19 protein-coding genes are annotated in these 14,934 nt (G+C 46.3%); 18 read left to right on the top strand and 1 reads right to left on the bottom strand.

The features are described from left to right. Window positions 1-533: 533 nt before the first annotated feature. The 12 genes from MHB84_RS23955 (at window position 534) to MHB84_RS24010 (ending at window position 9,325) form a co-directional block, all read left to right on the top strand. Complete coding sequence (locus tag MHB84_RS23955) at window positions 534-1,127, top strand: RNA polymerase sigma factor (RefSeq protein WP_053780698.1); 594 nt, start codon at window positions 534-536, stop codon at window positions 1,125-1,127. Further along, window positions 1,124-1,759, top strand: coding sequence for an anti-sigma factor family protein (locus tag MHB84_RS23960; RefSeq protein WP_076288946.1), 636 nt, complete (start codon window positions 1,124-1,126; stop codon window positions 1,757-1,759). The genes MHB84_RS23955 and MHB84_RS23960 overlap by 4 nt, the downstream gene beginning before the upstream one ends. A 40-nt stretch (window positions 1,760-1,799) precedes the next feature. Beyond that, entirely contained in the window at window positions 1,800-2,399 is a 600-nt protein-coding gene (locus MHB84_RS23965; protein ID WP_076288947.1) for a histidine phosphatase family protein, read from the top strand. A gap of 466 nt (window positions 2,400-2,865) precedes the next feature. Further along, window positions 2,866-3,984 (top strand): hypothetical protein, encoded by a 1,119-nt coding sequence (locus MHB84_RS23970; protein WP_076288948.1) that lies wholly within the window; start codon window positions 2,866-2,868, stop codon window positions 3,982-3,984. A gap of 44 nt (window positions 3,985-4,028) precedes the next feature. After that, on the top strand, window positions 4,029-4,535 hold the full coding sequence (locus tag MHB84_RS23975) for a gamma carbonic anhydrase family protein (RefSeq protein ID WP_063566783.1): 507 nt from the start codon (window positions 4,029-4,031) through the stop codon (window positions 4,533-4,535). 23 nt (window positions 4,536-4,558) lie between these two features. Beyond that, a complete protein-coding gene (locus MHB84_RS23980; protein ID WP_024630643.1) occupies window positions 4,559-4,738 on the top strand; it encodes an IDEAL domain-containing protein in 180 nt (59 codons plus the stop codon). A 162-nt stretch (window positions 4,739-4,900) separates the two neighbouring features. Beyond that, on the top strand, window positions 4,901-5,323 hold the full coding sequence (locus MHB84_RS23985) for a DUF2487 family protein (RefSeq protein ID WP_076288949.1): 423 nt from the start codon (window positions 4,901-4,903) through the stop codon (window positions 5,321-5,323). 193 nt (window positions 5,324-5,516) lie between these two features. Beyond that, window positions 5,517-6,059 (top strand): QcrA and Rieske domain-containing protein, encoded by a 543-nt coding sequence (locus tag MHB84_RS23990; RefSeq protein ID WP_076288950.1) that lies wholly within the window; start codon window positions 5,517-5,519, stop codon window positions 6,057-6,059. A 15-nt stretch (window positions 6,060-6,074) separates the two neighbouring features. Then, complete coding sequence (qcrB, locus tag MHB84_RS23995; protein ID WP_017687726.1) at window positions 6,075-6,746, top strand: menaquinol-cytochrome c reductase cytochrome b subunit; 672 nt, start codon at window positions 6,075-6,077, stop codon at window positions 6,744-6,746. Between the two features lie 21 nt (window positions 6,747-6,767). Next, a complete protein-coding gene (locus MHB84_RS24000; RefSeq protein WP_076288951.1) occupies window positions 6,768-7,649 on the top strand; it encodes a menaquinol-cytochrome c reductase cytochrome b/c subunit in 882 nt (293 codons plus the stop codon). A gap of 113 nt (window positions 7,650-7,762) precedes the next feature. After that, window positions 7,763-8,389 carry a DUF1405 domain-containing protein gene (locus MHB84_RS24005; RefSeq protein ID WP_076289338.1) on the top strand — a complete coding sequence of 209 codons (627 nt, stop codon included), beginning with the start codon at window positions 7,763-7,765 and terminating at the stop codon, window positions 8,387-8,389. A 66-nt stretch (window positions 8,390-8,455) separates the two neighbouring features. Next, a complete protein-coding gene (locus MHB84_RS24010; protein ID WP_076288952.1) occupies window positions 8,456-9,325 on the top strand; it encodes a sporulation protein YpjB in 870 nt (289 codons plus the stop codon). Between the two features lie 105 nt (window positions 9,326-9,430). Here the strand turns inward: MHB84_RS24010 and MHB84_RS24015 are convergent, their stop codons facing one another. Next, window positions 9,431-10,300 carry a YitT family protein gene (locus MHB84_RS24015; protein ID WP_076288953.1) on the bottom strand — a complete coding sequence of 290 codons (870 nt, stop codon included), beginning with the start codon at window positions 10,298-10,300 and terminating at the stop codon, window positions 9,431-9,433. A gap of 173 nt (window positions 10,301-10,473) precedes the next feature. On the opposite strand from MHB84_RS24015, the gene MHB84_RS24020 reads away from it, so the two are divergent. The 6 genes from MHB84_RS24020 (at window position 10,474) to bshA (ending at window position 14,892) form a co-directional block, all read left to right on the top strand. Beyond that, window positions 10,474-10,803 carry a nucleotide pyrophosphohydrolase gene (locus MHB84_RS24020; RefSeq protein WP_024630636.1) on the top strand — a complete coding sequence of 110 codons (330 nt, stop codon included), beginning with the start codon at window positions 10,474-10,476 and terminating at the stop codon, window positions 10,801-10,803. A 52-nt stretch (window positions 10,804-10,855) separates the two neighbouring features. After that, entirely contained in the window at window positions 10,856-11,380 is a 525-nt protein-coding gene (locus tag MHB84_RS24025) for a tetratricopeptide repeat protein (RefSeq protein WP_256716795.1), read from the top strand. Window positions 11,381-11,460: 80 nt separating this feature from the next. After that, a complete protein-coding gene (gene dapB, locus MHB84_RS24030) occupies window positions 11,461-12,264 on the top strand; it encodes a 4-hydroxy-tetrahydrodipicolinate reductase (protein WP_076288954.1) in 804 nt (267 codons plus the stop codon). Window positions 12,265-12,496: 232 nt separating this feature from the next. Then, window positions 12,497-12,937 (top strand): methylglyoxal synthase, encoded by a 441-nt coding sequence (mgsA, locus tag MHB84_RS24035; RefSeq protein ID WP_024630633.1) that lies wholly within the window; start codon window positions 12,497-12,499, stop codon window positions 12,935-12,937. Continuing rightward, a complete protein-coding gene (gene bshB1, locus MHB84_RS24040; protein ID WP_076288955.1) occupies window positions 12,934-13,635 on the top strand; it encodes a bacillithiol biosynthesis deacetylase BshB1 in 702 nt (233 codons plus the stop codon). Before mgsA ends, bshB1 begins: the two co-directional genes overlap by 4 nt. Before the next feature lie 96 nt (window positions 13,636-13,731). Next, complete coding sequence (gene bshA, locus MHB84_RS24045) at window positions 13,732-14,892, top strand: N-acetyl-alpha-D-glucosaminyl L-malate synthase BshA (protein WP_076288956.1); 1,161 nt, start codon at window positions 13,732-13,734, stop codon at window positions 14,890-14,892. The last annotated feature ends 42 nt before the right edge of the window (window positions 14,893-14,934 follow it).

Genomic DNA, 14,934 nt, shown 5'->3' on the forward strand with positions numbered 1-14,934 from the left:
TTTGAGTAAAATTGTTTAAGTTAATTATAACATTCGTAAATTAAGGAAATATAATCCTTGCATAAAGTGAGTTGGAAATGCATTTTGTCTATTGCTCGATGATCGGAAATAAGGTTTAATGGTGCAATTGCTAAAAATATGTTATGACGAAATTCTGCTGAAATTTTAAAATTATTTCTTAATTCACACAAACTTTTTGAGGCCTTCGTTCGTCCAATATATGAGTGGCTTCACAAAAGGGATCAAATTGAAGTCATGGACGAGAAAATGGCTGCATAATAATGACTGGTCGGGCTTCAACGGAAGCCATGGATTTGCCAGGATGATGCAGACCGTTGTACAATAAATACTGTTAATGTAGAAACGTTGGGGAAATTGCCATTACATAGGGGAATTTGGCGGGAAGGCCTGTTTTGGCGCTGAACGCTGTTTTATGCGGTGAAAACCGCAACTTTTTTGTGCCTGTTCGGTAATACATGGATAGAGTCGAACGGGGAGAAGCACATGGATGGGCGAGGAGGGGTCGCACTCAAATGACGGATTCCCAGTTGATTCGAGAGATCAAGGAAGGTAACCTGGAGTTATATTCCGAGCTGATGAGTCGTTATCAGCGTAAAATACTGGCTTTCGTATATCATATGTTGAAAAGTTCTAATATGGAGCTGCTTGCGGAAGATCTCTGTTCTGAGACTTTCTATAAGGCGTTCCGCAGTCTGCACTCATTCCGAGAGGTGGATGCCTCATTCTCAACCTGGTTATATACCATTGCGAGAAATACGGTACTGAGTGAGCTTCGCAAACAGCGTAGTGGGAGTGTTCCACTTGAAGAGAGCGGTATTGTACCTGTTGCTCCTTCTGAGAATGCGCCAGAGCATGCTGTATTGCGCAGTGAGCGGGTGATGCTGGTTAGGGATGCAATTAACAATTTACCGGAGAAGCAGCGTTCTGCCATTATACTCCGTGAGTATGATCAACTAGATTACCAGGAGATTGCAAATATTCTTGGGCAGAGCGTCAGTTCTGTAAAATCGTTATTGTTCAGAGCAAGGTCAAGCGTAAAAACTCAATTGGAACCTTATTTCTTCGAACCGGTCTACGAGCCATATGAAGGGATGAAGAACAGATGAATTGCAATGAAGCCCAGGAACTGTTTGCACTGGTCTGGGACTTGCCGGAAGCTCATCCTCAGCGAATTGCATTTCATGCTCATCTCGCTGGTTGTGAAGATTGCTCGCAGCAATTTGAGGTTTGGGAAGAAGCTCAAATTCTGCTGCACAGCATACCGGTCCCAGTGACAGAACAACAAGCAGAGAAAGTGAACCGTAATGTTATGGACCGGATCTATGCGGAGTCTCCATGGCTACTGCCGGAAGAGGCAAAGGTTAATCGTTTCTCTGCTGTGATCCGCAAGCATATGTCTTTGTGGATTGCTGCGTTCCTGGCAATTTTCTTATGCAGCTTTCTGTACATGGCGATGTTTAAGCCGGACGTATCAGAAGCTGAGCAGACCAGCGTGGTCTCTACGGGTATTTTGGAGACAGGAGTAGCGGGCAGTGAGCCTTCTTCCTCCGGATTGTACAAGTACAACATGACGGGAGCAGATAGAGGGAGTATTATTGAGCCCTTCGTTGTGAGCATGGGCCCAGCGTATCCACAGTACTGGATGGCGTTGTCGCTGCTTGCAATAGGTATGGCTCTGTTCTCTCTTGGGCGGATGCATCGTTCAACAAACAAACGCAAACAAGGTGCACGTGCTTAGGTAAAGCTTTCGTTCACCGTATAGAGAAATGAGGGATGAGATGCGCATTGGGCTTATTCGTCACGGTCTAACCGACTGGAATGCAGCAGGGCGTATTCAGGGACAGACAGACATACCTCTGAATGCGGAAGGTCGTGAGCAAGCTGAGCGTCTGGGTAGACGTTTGCTTACCGAAGAGTATCGCTGGGACCATATCATTACGAGCGGGCTGTCCAGAGCTCAGGAGACGGGAGAGATTATCTCCGGGCTATTGAATGTTCCTTTGCTTGAGCCGGATGCACGCTTGAAAGAGCGTGCCTTTGGTCAAATTGAAGGTCTGACATCCGAAGAGCGTGTGGCTCGCTGGGGCGCTTCCTGGGAGACGCTTGATTTGGGACAGGAACAGATTGCTGATATTCAGACACGTGCATTGGGCTTTCTGGAGGATTTATGGGAGGCTCATCAGGACCAAAATGTGCTGATTGTCTCCCATGGCGCTTTTTTAGCCAGTTTGCTATCAGCTTTGTATAAAGACCGCTATACGGAACGAATTGGAAACCTATCGCTTACGATCCTGGAGAAGGAACGTGACGATTGGAGTCCATTGCTTTATAACTGTACACGACACCTTTCATTAGATCTGGCAAAACAACCTGAGTAATTAACTCAGGTTGTTTTTTTGCGTTATAGCAATGTGTAACTGGCATTCTATAGAGATTGAAATAAACATTTACACAAGAACGGAGAGGACAGAATTAACCTGAGGAAGCGGAGCTAAAAGCTTTCTGAAAGAAAGCTGCGTCGGAAGCATACGCTGCGCCTTTGTCCCCAGATTTTCCCCTTCGAAAAAAGGGAATCCAAAAAAATTGGGGATAACAGCGATCAGAAGGTTGTTCTGTCATTGGAGTGGCAAGTGTAAATATTCTCTAGTTCAATTTCTATATGATTTTGAACCTCTCATTCTTCTTCTGAGCAGGCAACTTCGGGCATAGTATGGTTAAAACATAAAAGATTTGCAAAAAAGAGGTTTAGATCATGGGAATTCCGTCAACGATGTTTACAAAACCAAACTACTCCAGGCCCCGAATCAACAGCCAAAAAGTAGTCAAGGGCGAGGCGATGGACCCATGAATCTAGCGGATATGCTTACTTTTGCCGATATCGGCCAGCTTAATCGAATAGCAGACTATTACCAGTGCGAGTGTAAGCCCAATTCCAAACATGAACTCATCCAGAGTATTCTCACTACATTGGGCAGCAGACCTTTTTTTGAGCAGCAGGTTAGGGAACTAAACCAGGTAGATCTACGGTTTTTGAACAACTTGCTGTTTGATACCCGCCAATACTTCGGTATGGAGGAACTTGTCGCCATTGCTCGTCAATCGATGGATAAAAAAGATAGCGAGGCTGGAGCCAGTCCACGTGATCTTATCGTAAGCTTCACGAAGAGTGGATGGTTATTCAATGGCACAACTCAGCAGACCAGATACCTGTATCAGGTACCTAAGGATTTGCAAATGAGATTTCGTGATGTGTTATCCACTCACCTGAAAGCAGGCATTGCACAGACGAGCGAGCCGCCCGTTTACAGGGATGAATACCATCTACTCGCAGATGATCTGAAACTGTTTCTGCAATTTGTCCAGCAGCATGAAATAGCACTGAACGCAGAAGGCATGATGTATCGTCGTTCTCAACAGCAGATCATGGAGCATTTGCATGTGAGTGAGGCGCTGGTGGGTAAGGCAGGATGGAGATTCGGTTATGGTCGTTCGTTCAAAGACTACCCCGACCGATTTGCGTTCATCTACGACTATGCTTTTCATCATCGTCTGGTCCGTGAGGAGCAGGGCACGCTGAAATTGTCACCTTCTGGTGAAGACAAGCTGGGTGCGGAGAAAACAGCCGAGATGATACAGCTATTTCGGTTTTGGTTAAGACTTTATAAAGGTGCTATTCCCAATCTGTCCTCCATAGTGTACTGGACAGGGGAATGTGCAGCTGGCTGGTCCACAGCAGAGTCTTTGTTCCGCCAGATTGGTCCCTACATTCAGCCGTTCTATTATGACACTGCCGAGACGATTTATGACAACAGGATACTCAAAATGATGCTGCACCTAGGCATGCTTCGCATTGGAGAACATGCAGATGGGCGAACAGTACAAATGACAGCATGGGGTTCACGGCTTGCGTCATCCTGTCGCTCGCTGTCCGGGGATATTAGTCCCGTTATGTTTGACAAGTGAAGGACAAGTTGCTAAAATCACTCCCAAATTAAGGAGTGATACTAATGATAATTCCATACAAAGGTATGCAACCCCAGTTACACCCTTCGGTCTATATGGCTGAAGGCGCCAAACTTATAGGTGATCTGACAATGGGTGAAGAATCTACGATCTGGTTCAATGCTGTGCTGCGCGCCGATCTGGCACCCATTGTGATTGGACGGCGCTGTAATATACAGGATAATGCTGTTGGGCACGTCAACACAGATCAACCTTTGATTTTGGACGACGATGTATCGGTAGGGCATTCTGCGATTATCCATGGATGTCGTATCGGAACAGGTTCGCTGATTGGTATGGGCGCTATCCTTCTCAATGGAGCCGAAATTGGTGAATATACGCTGATCGGGGCCGGTTCTGTTGTAACTGAAAATACTAAAATACCGCCCTATACCCTTGCTTTGGGCACACCAGCCAAAGTGATACGTGAGTTGACTGACGCAGATCTTGAGCGGATGTCCAGAACTACACTAGGTTATGTTGCCAAAGGAAAGGAATATAGGAGCTCTTAAATCCGTTTTGGAGGTGCATCCTATTGGATAAAATGAAAGTTACGTATGAAGTCATGTTGGGGCTGGCTGCTGAGATGGTGTGGGACGACGCGCTTCGTAAACAGCGCAGCGAGAAGCTGTATATGGAAATCGATAAGGCATTGGCTACCGGAGACGAAGTAGCTTTCCGGAATCTGACGGATGAACTAAAGGCCATAAACTGATGAGCATGTAAAATAATATATACGACAGGAAATGCGTGAAACACGCATTTCTTTTTTGTATTCTTCATCATTCTTATGCGGAAAAAGTATGAATCTCTGGATTTATAATATACGCTCATATATAATATGGGAATAAAATGGATAGAGAGGGGAATTAGGGAATTGAAATTCAGTGAGATGACTCAAGACAGCTGGGCGGAACTGCAACTCTATCTGGATACATGCCTTATTCCATATACAGCCCTGACGGGCAAGCAGTCCCCGGTTGAAGCAACTGAGGCGTTGGAGCGACTTAGAGATTTTTTGGATCTGGTGGAGATTCCTTTTAAAGGACGTATCATGACTTACCCTGCATTCCATTATGCGTGTCCAGATATGTCAATGGCATTAAATACCTTATCCGAACAGCTCAAATCCTCCGGTTTCAAATATGTGGTTATAATGTCATCTGATGGCGAGTTGGAACATACCCAAATTACCTCTGCAGATTTGGTATTAAGTCGTTCTACTTTAATTCAAGAGGTTGGAGAAGAAGGGATTTCGCGTTTTGTCGGGGAAAAAATCCGTGAGTTATGGAAAAGGTGACCTACCTGTGACAAATGTGACAATTTACCAACATTTTTTTAATAACGCTTACAAATGAACCTTAAAAATGTGTGACAAATTCTTGACGGTGTTCTAGGGCTACTATATGATTATGTATGTTCTAGTAAGTCGTGGAATTTCTGATAATGAAAACGATTGAGAGAGTTGGCTGAAAAAGGGGGTTGGAGACAGTATGAGCAGTGAGCATGACCAGCACGAAGCTTCGATGAAATTGCCAAGCCGCATGGAAATGTCACGCAGGCAGTTTTTGACGTACACGCTTGGTGGAGCTACAGCCTACATGGCCGCCGGTGCAATACTCCCCATGGTCCGTTTTGCGGTGGACCCGATTTTGCAGCACAAGGGAGAAGGCACCTCTGTCAAAGTAGCGGAAATCAGCAAAATTACGAATGAACCTCAAGAATTTACGTTTGAATTGAAACAGCAAGACGGTTGGTATTTGAGCAATGCTTCGTTAATCGCCTGGATCAGGAAAGATGAGCAGGGCAAAATCTATGCGCTTTCACCCATTTGTAAACATTTGGGATGTACCGTAGGTTGGAACAGTGATAAGCAATATCCTGACGAATATCATTGTCCGTGCCATGGCGCGCATTATAACAAGGAAGGCAAGAACCTTGCCGTAGCCCCGAAGCCGCTTGATGAGTATGTGGTTAAAGAAGATCAGGGTTGGGTTTATCTGGGCGACATTATTCCGAACACCCGAGTCAAATAGGAGGCGTGAACGCAGATGTTTAAAAATGTCTATGACTGGATTGACGAGCGTCTCGATATCACGCCAATTTGGAGGGACGTTGCGGATCATGAAGTTCCAGAGCACGTAAACCCGGCTCATCACTTTTCCGCATTCGTGTACTGCTTTGGTGGATTGACGTTCTTTATCACTGTTATTCAAATTTTGTCAGGGATGTTCCTGACCATGTATTATGTGCCTGATATTATTAATGCTTACGCCAGTGTTGAGTATTTGCAGACTAAAGTAGCCTTCGGCCAAATTGTACGCGGGATGCACCATTGGGGAGCCAGCTTGGTTATCGTTATGATGTTCTTACATACGATGCGTGTGTTCTTTACCGGCTCTTACAAAGCACCACGCGAGATGAACTGGGTTGTCGGCATGCTGATCTTTTTTGTCATGCTGGGTCTGGGGCTTACCGGTTACCTGTTGCCTTGGGATAACAAAGCCTACTTTGCAACCAAGGTTACTCTGGAGATTGCGAATACGGTTCCTTGGCTGGGACCGATCATTAAGGAATTCCTGCAAGGCGGAACTATTGTAGGTGCGCAGACGTTAACACGATTCTTTGCCCTGCACGTCTTCTTCCTTCCGGCTGTGCTTCTGGTGCTTCTGGTCGGTCACTTTATTATGATCCGCAGACAGGGCATTTCGGGACCACTATAATCTGAGAAGGGAGGAATCGACATGGCTCACGGACACAAGTCAGATGACCAGGAAAAGATTATCTTCGTCGGGGACTCACGCGTCCGTAAAGGAGCGGGGTTTATAACTCCACCGGATTACACGGCGTATCCCGGCAAATCAGAGGCTTTTATTCCTAACTTCTTGCTGAAGGAATGGATGGTTGGTGTCGTTGTACTGGTTGGTATTCTGGTATTAACGATTTCGGAACCTGCACCACTGGGCTATCCGGCCAATCCAAGTGCATCGGTTATCCCGATGCCGGACTGGTACTTCCTTTTTCTGTATCAGTATTTGAAATACCCATATGCCTCAGGTGATTATGTCCTGCTCGGGGTACTTGGAGTCAGCGGAGTTGCTTTCGGTGCTTTGTTACTGGCCCCTTTTCTGGATACAGGCAAGGAGCGGCGTTTCTACAAACGTCCGATTGCATCATCACTTATGATTCTATCGGTGATGGCCGTTTTCTACCTGACCAATGTTGCATGGACACACTACGCGCATGAGTTGGAAGCAAGCGGCCAAAAGCCGGAACATATTCAGCGTGAAGAAGAAGCGCGTGAGAAACACGCGCAGGGTCTTCCTACGTCGAATGCGGCAGGTCAAAAAGAAGAAGTGGCGATTGTTGAGAAGGATGACCCTGCGATGGAAACCTTCAAAAAGGCCGGATGTATCGGATGTCATGCGGCTGATATGAAGGGAGCAGGAGGGCCTTCGCTTCGGGGTGTGGGCGACAAACACAGCCAGGAAGAAATTCTGACCATTATCAAAGAAGGATATAACTCAATGCCCGCAATGTATGATCAAGCCATCGCCCAAGGTTTGACAGATGATGACATCAATCACTTGGCGGAATGGCTTGCGAAACAGAAGGCAGAACAGTAAAATCGAAATAAGCAATGAAACCTGATCGTTTATGCGGTCAGGTTTTTTTGAGGCGTTTTTCGCAACATCATCTTTTGGAACGCAGAATACACATAATGGAAGGGGCAGAGCATGTGGCTTTATCGTACTTTTGGAGCCGGGAATTTCTAACAAACCGTTACTTCCTGTGGCTTCTTTTTTGGTGTAACGCATTAGGAACAGTATATGGATACATATGGTACGGGGATCAATTGGAATATACGCTGGCACAGCAACCACTATGGCAAATTGTGTTTGTGCCGGACAGTCCGACAGCGAGTCTGTTTTTTACACTATCCTTATTGTGGATTTTGTACAAGCCGAAATCGAGGCTTCTGAATCGGATTGGACATGTCATACAGGCGCTTGCTGTGGTTACTTCGGTAAAATACGGCGTATGGGCAGTCTCCATCATTTTTGCAGGCTGGATGCAGGGGGGCGCACAGAACTGGCAGGATTGGATGTTGATTGCGTCGCATAGCGCCATGGCTATCGAGGCATTGCTGTATGTGAGGTTCTTTGGGTTCCGTTGGGGTGCTTTGGTGGTTGCTGCCTTGTGGACACTGCTAAACGATACAATGGATTATACCTATGACATCTTCCCTTGGCTGCCCGCATCGCTGATGGATCATCTGGATGGTGTACGCAATTTCACCGTGGGACTGACGCTAGTGAGCATTCTCTGTGCGTGGCTTGCCTTGAGACAGGCCAAACGGGCCTGATTTCATCATGTAAGCTTGTTCTAAGGAACTCTTCCCTGCCATACATTGATGGTGGGAGGGATGTCCATGAAGAGAACGTTCAGGATCAAAACTGGATTTATGGTGGTGTCGTTCATGACTCTACTGTTCTGGACGAACTTGTCATACAGCGTATCAGCGGAAAGTACAGATGCGAACGGAAATACAGATCAGCAAGTATCAGCCAAAAATTCAATTGAGCAATTAAATGAAGAAGCGGCCCTGCTGTATCGACATGCCTTGGAGAATGATATTGAAGAGGTTAGAGGCAGTATTTTGCGAATCAGTAAAGGTCTGGAGCATATATCCTTTGAGGGTCAGACTACTGTAGAAGGCATTCATGCCCTATCCGAGACCATTGTTGAAGTAAAAGAAGCTGCGGTCAGGGTGAAAAGTGATGATGCGTCTTTGCAGCAGGCTTCTGCCAAACTTCGACTTGCGGCAGATAGTCTCGCTAACCCGGCCAAACCCCTATGGCTCCAGTATTATAAAATCGTAAAAAATGATATTGATGCGCTGTCAACCGCGGCAGACCAGCAGTTAAGTTCGACGATAATAGCAAGCCGCTACGCCTTGCTGGAGGAGCATTACGAGACGATTCGACCTGCGGCGATGATCCGCCGTGAACCTTACGAGATCGCCCAACTGGATGCCTGGTTGTCTCATACCAAAGGTCTGACTGCGGCCAAGCAGATTGACACCGCACAATTAAAGAGTATGGTAGCCCATGGTGAAGAGTTGGTGAACCAGTTGTTTGGTCGAGAAAAGGACGAAAGTGCCTTTGTACCGTTTGTTCAGGGGCCCAATCGCAGGGCGGCCGGATTGCTGATTACTTCCATAATCATAGCAGCACTAAGTTATGCGGGTTACCGTAAATATCGGGCACAGCAGCAAGGCATTTTTCCGTTTCGTCGTTGAGCCATTACTGTCATCATGATATGACAAAGACCTCTGTCTACAAGGAAGGCCAGCTGGTGGCGCTTCTCTTGAAGATAGAGGTTTTCTTTTGTACAAGTATAAAGTTCAGCTTTCCTTAAACCCTTCTCCATGTACGTCATGCACATCGCTAATAATAACAAATGCTCTAGGATCAACCGAACGCACAATCGTCTGCAAACGTCTGAATTCCTGCCTGGAGATGACACAGTAAGCAACATGTTTGGCTTGTTTCGAATACGCACCAATGGCTGGAATGAGCGTTACGCCGCGATCCATATCACGGGTAATCAAATTTGCAATCTCAGGTGCATGATCACTGATGATCATAAATGCGCGGGCCGAATAAGCCCCTTCCTGAATGAAGTCGATTACTTTAGAGGCGATAAATACAGCCACAAGGGTATACAGTATTTTTTCTTTGGGAATGTAGACGAGGGAGATACCAATAATGATGAAATCGATACCTAATAGTACTCGTCCCATACTCCAGCCATATTTTCGATTAAGAATGCGGGCTATGATGTCAGAACCACCTGTCGTTCCGCCCCAGCGGAAAACGATTCCAAGGCCTGCTCCCAATGTAACCCCAGCGTAAAGCGCCGCAAGTAAAAGGTCATTCTCGGTATGCAGCGGTTCAATCCAGCCAAGATCAATCATTTTTTCAAATAACCAGAGGAACACCGTAAGCGCTCCTATACCCACGCCTGTATAAATCATCTGTCTGCCGCCCAAAATCTTGAGCCCCACTAGAAAGAGTGGAATATTAACGACCAAGGTTGTAAGCGAAGGAGAGATGTTGAATGCATAATTTAGCAGGACCGTAATCCCGGTTACGCCGCCTTCCATGAGCTGGTTGGGGATGATGAAGTACAGAAGTCCAAAGGCATACAATGCCGTACCCAATAGGATGGGGAGAATCAATTTGAATTGAACCCAGGTTTTGGAAGTGCTCATAAGTTCCCTCTCCGTTTTACAAATTAGAATGAGAAAGCAATCATTCCCATCTTAGTATACCTGTTTATTGATTCTTTAAAAATGATTTGTCGTTTATGATGGTGGAAGTGAATCTAAATAACTGATATATTAGGAACAAATACGACACAATTTCAAAAGGAGAATCCGTTCTCATGGAGAAAAGCATTGCAGAAATGCAGCGTGAGGTTGATCTGTATATTTCCCAGTTCAAAGAAGGATACTTCAGCCCGCTGGCCATGCTCGCCCGTATGTCTGAAGAGGTGGGAGAGCTTGCAAGGGAAGTGAATCACGAGTTCGGTGAAAAACCGAAAAAATCTTCCGAAGCAGACAATTCCATTGAGCTTGAGCTCGGGGACATTTTATTTATCACGATTTGTTTTGCTAACTCTCTCGGGATCGATCTGGCAGAGGCGCACGACAAAGTCATGCATAAATTTAACACACGCGATGCAAATCGGTGGACGCCAAAAAACACCGATTAGGCGTAGATTACATATGCTGTACCATCACCTCAATGGGGGAGGGACAGCTTGGATGATGAAACCGGAAGAGTATATGCAGCATGCTTACCGCTGTATTTTGCAAAATGATTTTGAGCAGGCGATTCGTTGGTTTGAATCTGCCATTAATGCTTACCCGGAACATGCGGAGCTCTATTATCGTTGTTCCATTACACATGCTCGTAGTCAACACCTTGTTCCAGCGCTTGAATATGCCCGTAAGGCTGTTGAACTGTCACAAGGGATAGAGGAGTATGTTTTGCATTTGCAGACCCTGGAAGCCAAACAGATAAGCCTTCAGGCAAAGGTGCTGCTTGAACAGGCCGGAAACGGAACGCATGAACGATATGTGCAGGCGGCCGATCTGCTGAAACAGGCAGTAAAACTTGACCCGTTATATGTGGAAGCGCATATCATGCTTGCTCTTGCTTACAGTGATCTGAATGAGTTCGACCTTGCAACCCGTTCCGTTCGTGACGCATTGTTGCTGGACCCGCAGAATGATCAACTGCATCTATTGTTACAGGAAATTAAGCAGCGTATGAAATCCATTCAATAAGATGCCGTTTCAAAGCGGGATGGAGATCTTTTGAATGGATTTAACCAATCGAACCAATATAGTGAGGAGATGCAGTCAAGATGAGTGAAGTAATAAGAGTTGCCGTAATCGGAGCAGCTGGCCGGATGGGCCGTGAAGTAGTGAAACTGGTGCTTCAAGATCCTGAACTGGAGCTCGCCGCAGCGGTCAACCGCTCCGGAGTAGGCACGGACGCCGGAACACTTGTCGGTCTACCCGAATGTGGGGTGCTTCTGACCGATGATATTGAGATGGCTTTTGCAGAGAATAAACCACAGGTTATGGTGGACTTTACAGTCCCTCAATATGCCTTTGCTCATACAGAGATTGCGATCCGGCATGGGGTCAGACCTGTTATGGGTGTTACCGGCTTTACGCCGGAACAGATCGAACAGCTGGACAAGCAGTGTCAGGACAAAGGCATTGGAGGGTTGATTGCCCCGAACTTCTCAATCGGTGCTATTCTGATGATGAGATTTGCCGCACAGGCTGCCAAACATATGCCGAATGTGGAGATCATCGAATATCACGGGGATCAGAAGCTGGATGCTCCTTCGGGTACAGCAATCAAAACAGCCGAGCTAATTGCAGCAAACCGCGAGGAACTTCGTCAGGGTAATCCGAATGAAGAAGAGACGATCGAAGGATCGCGTGGTGGATATTATAATGGATTCCGAATTCATAGTGTCCGGTTGCCGGGGGTATTCGCCCAGCAGGAAGTGGTATTTGGAGACTTTGGCCAATCCCTCAAAATCCGTCATGATTCCTATGAGCGTGCAGGTTATATGCCTGGTGTTAAGATTGGTGTACAGAAGGTTATGGAATATACAGGACTTATCTACGGATTTGATCACTTTATCGACTAAAAGAGGTAGTTCAAAAAGTCAACTTTTGATCACGAGGTCACTCGAGAAGCGTATACGACATCGAATCTTGAATGAAGCCAGGCCTTCCGTTGCTCACGTAGGTTCGCAAGCACATGCTTCCGAAGCCGTTTTCTCCGAAAACGTGTAGCTCCGCTACTCAGTCCCTAGCTTCATCCAACCTTCTTGTTGCTGAAAACCTGACTTTTTGAACACACACTAAAAGGAGATTGTCATGTTGAAAATTGCATTTATTGCCCATGATCGCAAAAAAGAAGAGATGGTTAACTTCGTGACAGCCTACGAAAACGTATTTACAGACCATCAATTATACTCGACAGGTACAACAGGTCTTCGTATTATGGAAGGAACCTCACTACAAATCCATCGGTTTGAATCCGGTCCACTGGGCGGAGATCAACAGATCGGAGCCTTGGTTGCACAAAATGAGATGGATTTGATTATTTTCCTGCGTGATCCATTGATGGCACAACCTCATGAACCAGATATTAACGCTTTGCTGCGTCTGTGCGATGTACAGGGGATTCCGCTTGCTACGAATATTGCAACTGCAGAAATTCTCGTCAAAGCGCTCGATCGCGGTGATTTTGGCTGGAGAGAGCTTGTACATAAATACAAGCCTGAGGGTGGATTGAATTCGGGTGATGCTCAATGAGTTTGGACATTCTCATATTTGGTGCACACGCGGATGATGCAGAGATTGGGATGGCAGGGACGATTGCCAAACATACTGCAGCTGGACTGAAAGTAGGCGTGTGTGATCTGACCCGAGCGGAGATGTCTTCCAACGGGACGGTAGAGCGCAGAGCCGAGGAAGCGGAGCAAGCCTCCCGCGTCCTCGGTCTTTCGTGTCGAAGCAATCTCGGTTTGCCTGATCGGGGGCTGTATATTACTCCTGAACACATCGAAGCTGTGACTGCCGAGATACGGCGTCATGCCCCTCGAATCGTGTTTGCGCCATATTGGGAGGATCGTCACCCAGATCATGTAATGTGCAGCAAGCTGGTGCAGGAGGCTGTCTTTAATGCCAAGCTTAGAAACTATAAGCCGGACATGCCCGCAGTTCAAGTGAAAGAATTGTATTTTTACTTCATTAACGATATCGGACCAACGGATTTGATTGTGGATATTACGGAACACTATGAGCAGAAGGAAAATTCATTGCTAAGTTATCGTTCCCAGTTCGAATTGGGAGAAGGCTCAGTTGCCACTCCATTGACTCAAGGATATATTGAACGTGTGAAAGCCCGGGATTCTTTGCTCGGACAGCGGAGCCTCATTCCTTTTGCAGAAGGGTTCGCTAGCATTACACCTTATGTAGTTCATCAATTTGGCCAAGCAGCCAAGTCATAAAACGATCGAACTTGCTCGTATAAATCATTTATCAATTGCATTTCCGTTGCATTACATCAACCTGCACACGCGGGAGATTAAAGGAGCGTCCACCGGATGGATCAAAAGCTAAAAATTGGTATTACCTGTTATCCGTCCCTCGGAGGGTCTGGCGTTGTCGCAACGGAGCTGGGCAAATTGCTTGCCGAACAGGGTCACCAGGTTCACTTTATTGCCAATAGTATCCCGTTTAGACTGGGTAAATTTCAGAAAAATATTTTTTATCATGAAGTTGAGGTCAACGATTATTACGTCTTCCGTTATCCACCGTATGACCTGTCATTGGCCACGAAAATGGCGCAAGTAGCCAAAGCACAGCAGCTGGATCTGCTGCATGTACATTATGCAGTGCCCCATGCGGTGTGTGCCTTCTTGGCAAAACAAATGGTTGGTGAGGATTTAAAGGTGGTCACAACGTTACACGGAACAGATATTACCGTACTGGCGCAGGATGAGTCGCTGAAGGATCTGATTCGACTTGCCATCAACGAGAGTGATGCGGTTACGGCCGTATCCCAGGATTTAATTCGTGAAACGGTTGATTTGCTGGATATTAGGCGTCCAATCGATCTGACCTATAACTTTATTGATAAAAGAATTTATTATCCACGTGATGCAGCAAGTCTGCGTAGAGACTTCGCAGCACCTCACGAAAAAATACTGATGCATATTTCCAACTTCCGTCCAGTGAAGAGAACACAGGATGTGGTGGAAGTGTTCCGTCAAGTACAGGAGCAAGTACCAGCCAAACTGTTATTTGTTGGAGAAGGACCGGATTTGCCGAAGATTCAATGGAAGATTAATGAGCTTGGACTGAATGACAAGGTCCATTTTCTAGGCAAGCAGGATGATATTGCTCAAGTCATTTCAATGGCTGATGTGCTTATGCTGCCGTCGGAGAAGGAAAGCTTTGGTCTGGTGGCACTCGAAGCCATGGCTTGTGGTGTACCTACCATTGGTTCAATAGCAGGGGGGATCCCTGAATTGGTATTGCACGGCAAGACCGGATTTTTGTCTCCAATCGGTGACACGCAATCGATGGCGGAGAACACGATTCGTTTGTTGACAGACGACCGTTTGACAGCGGACTTTAGAGAAGCGTGCCTGAAACGGGCACACCATGATTTCTGTAACGATGCTATTCGGCATGAATATGAACAAATATACTACCGGGTGCTGGGACGTGAAGTTCCGAATCTGAAGCCGGTTTGTGGCTGATTGTCAGATAGGATTGTTCCATCTTGGAAATATATCTGTGTA

It is taken from the genome of Paenibacillus sp. FSL F4-0087 (assembly GCF_038020215.1).
Taxonomy (GTDB): Bacteria; Bacillota; Bacilli; order Paenibacillales; family Paenibacillaceae; genus Paenibacillus; species Paenibacillus taichungensis.

Coding starts and splice junctions, on each gene's coding strand:
- MHB84_RS23970 (WP_076288948.1), top strand. CDS start 2,866: ATGAATCTAGCGGATATGCTTACTTTTGCCGATATCGGCCAGCTTAAT.
- MHB84_RS24015 (WP_076288953.1), bottom strand. CDS start 10,300: ATGAGCACTTCCAAAACCTGGGTTCAATTCAAATTGATTCTCCCCATC.
- bshA (WP_076288956.1), top strand. CDS start 13,732: ATGGATCAAAAGCTAAAAATTGGTATTACCTGTTATCCGTCCCTCGGA.
- mgsA (WP_024630633.1), top strand. CDS start 12,497: ATGTTGAAAATTGCATTTATTGCCCATGATCGCAAAAAAGAAGAGATG.
- MHB84_RS24010 (WP_076288952.1), top strand. CDS start 8,456: ATGAAGAGAACGTTCAGGATCAAAACTGGATTTATGGTGGTGTCGTTC.
- MHB84_RS23965 (WP_076288947.1), top strand. CDS start 1,800: ATGCGCATTGGGCTTATTCGTCACGGTCTAACCGACTGGAATGCAGCA.
- bshB1 (WP_076288955.1), top strand. CDS start 12,934: ATGAGTTTGGACATTCTCATATTTGGTGCACACGCGGATGATGCAGAG.
- MHB84_RS23960 (WP_076288946.1), top strand. CDS start 1,124: ATGAATTGCAATGAAGCCCAGGAACTGTTTGCACTGGTCTGGGACTTG.
- qcrB (WP_017687726.1), top strand. CDS start 6,075: ATGTTTAAAAATGTCTATGACTGGATTGACGAGCGTCTCGATATCACG.
- MHB84_RS23955 (WP_053780698.1), top strand. CDS start 534: ATGACGGATTCCCAGTTGATTCGAGAGATCAAGGAAGGTAACCTGGAG.
- MHB84_RS24000 (WP_076288951.1), top strand. CDS start 6,768: ATGGCTCACGGACACAAGTCAGATGACCAGGAAAAGATTATCTTCGTC.
- MHB84_RS23990 (WP_076288950.1), top strand. CDS start 5,517: ATGAGCAGTGAGCATGACCAGCACGAAGCTTCGATGAAATTGCCAAGC.
- dapB (WP_076288954.1), top strand. CDS start 11,461: ATGAGTGAAGTAATAAGAGTTGCCGTAATCGGAGCAGCTGGCCGGATG.
- MHB84_RS24020 (WP_024630636.1), top strand. CDS start 10,474: ATGGAGAAAAGCATTGCAGAAATGCAGCGTGAGGTTGATCTGTATATT.
- MHB84_RS24025 (WP_256716795.1), top strand. CDS start 10,856: ATGATGAAACCGGAAGAGTATATGCAGCATGCTTACCGCTGTATTTTG.
- MHB84_RS23975 (WP_063566783.1), top strand. CDS start 4,029: ATGATAATTCCATACAAAGGTATGCAACCCCAGTTACACCCTTCGGTC.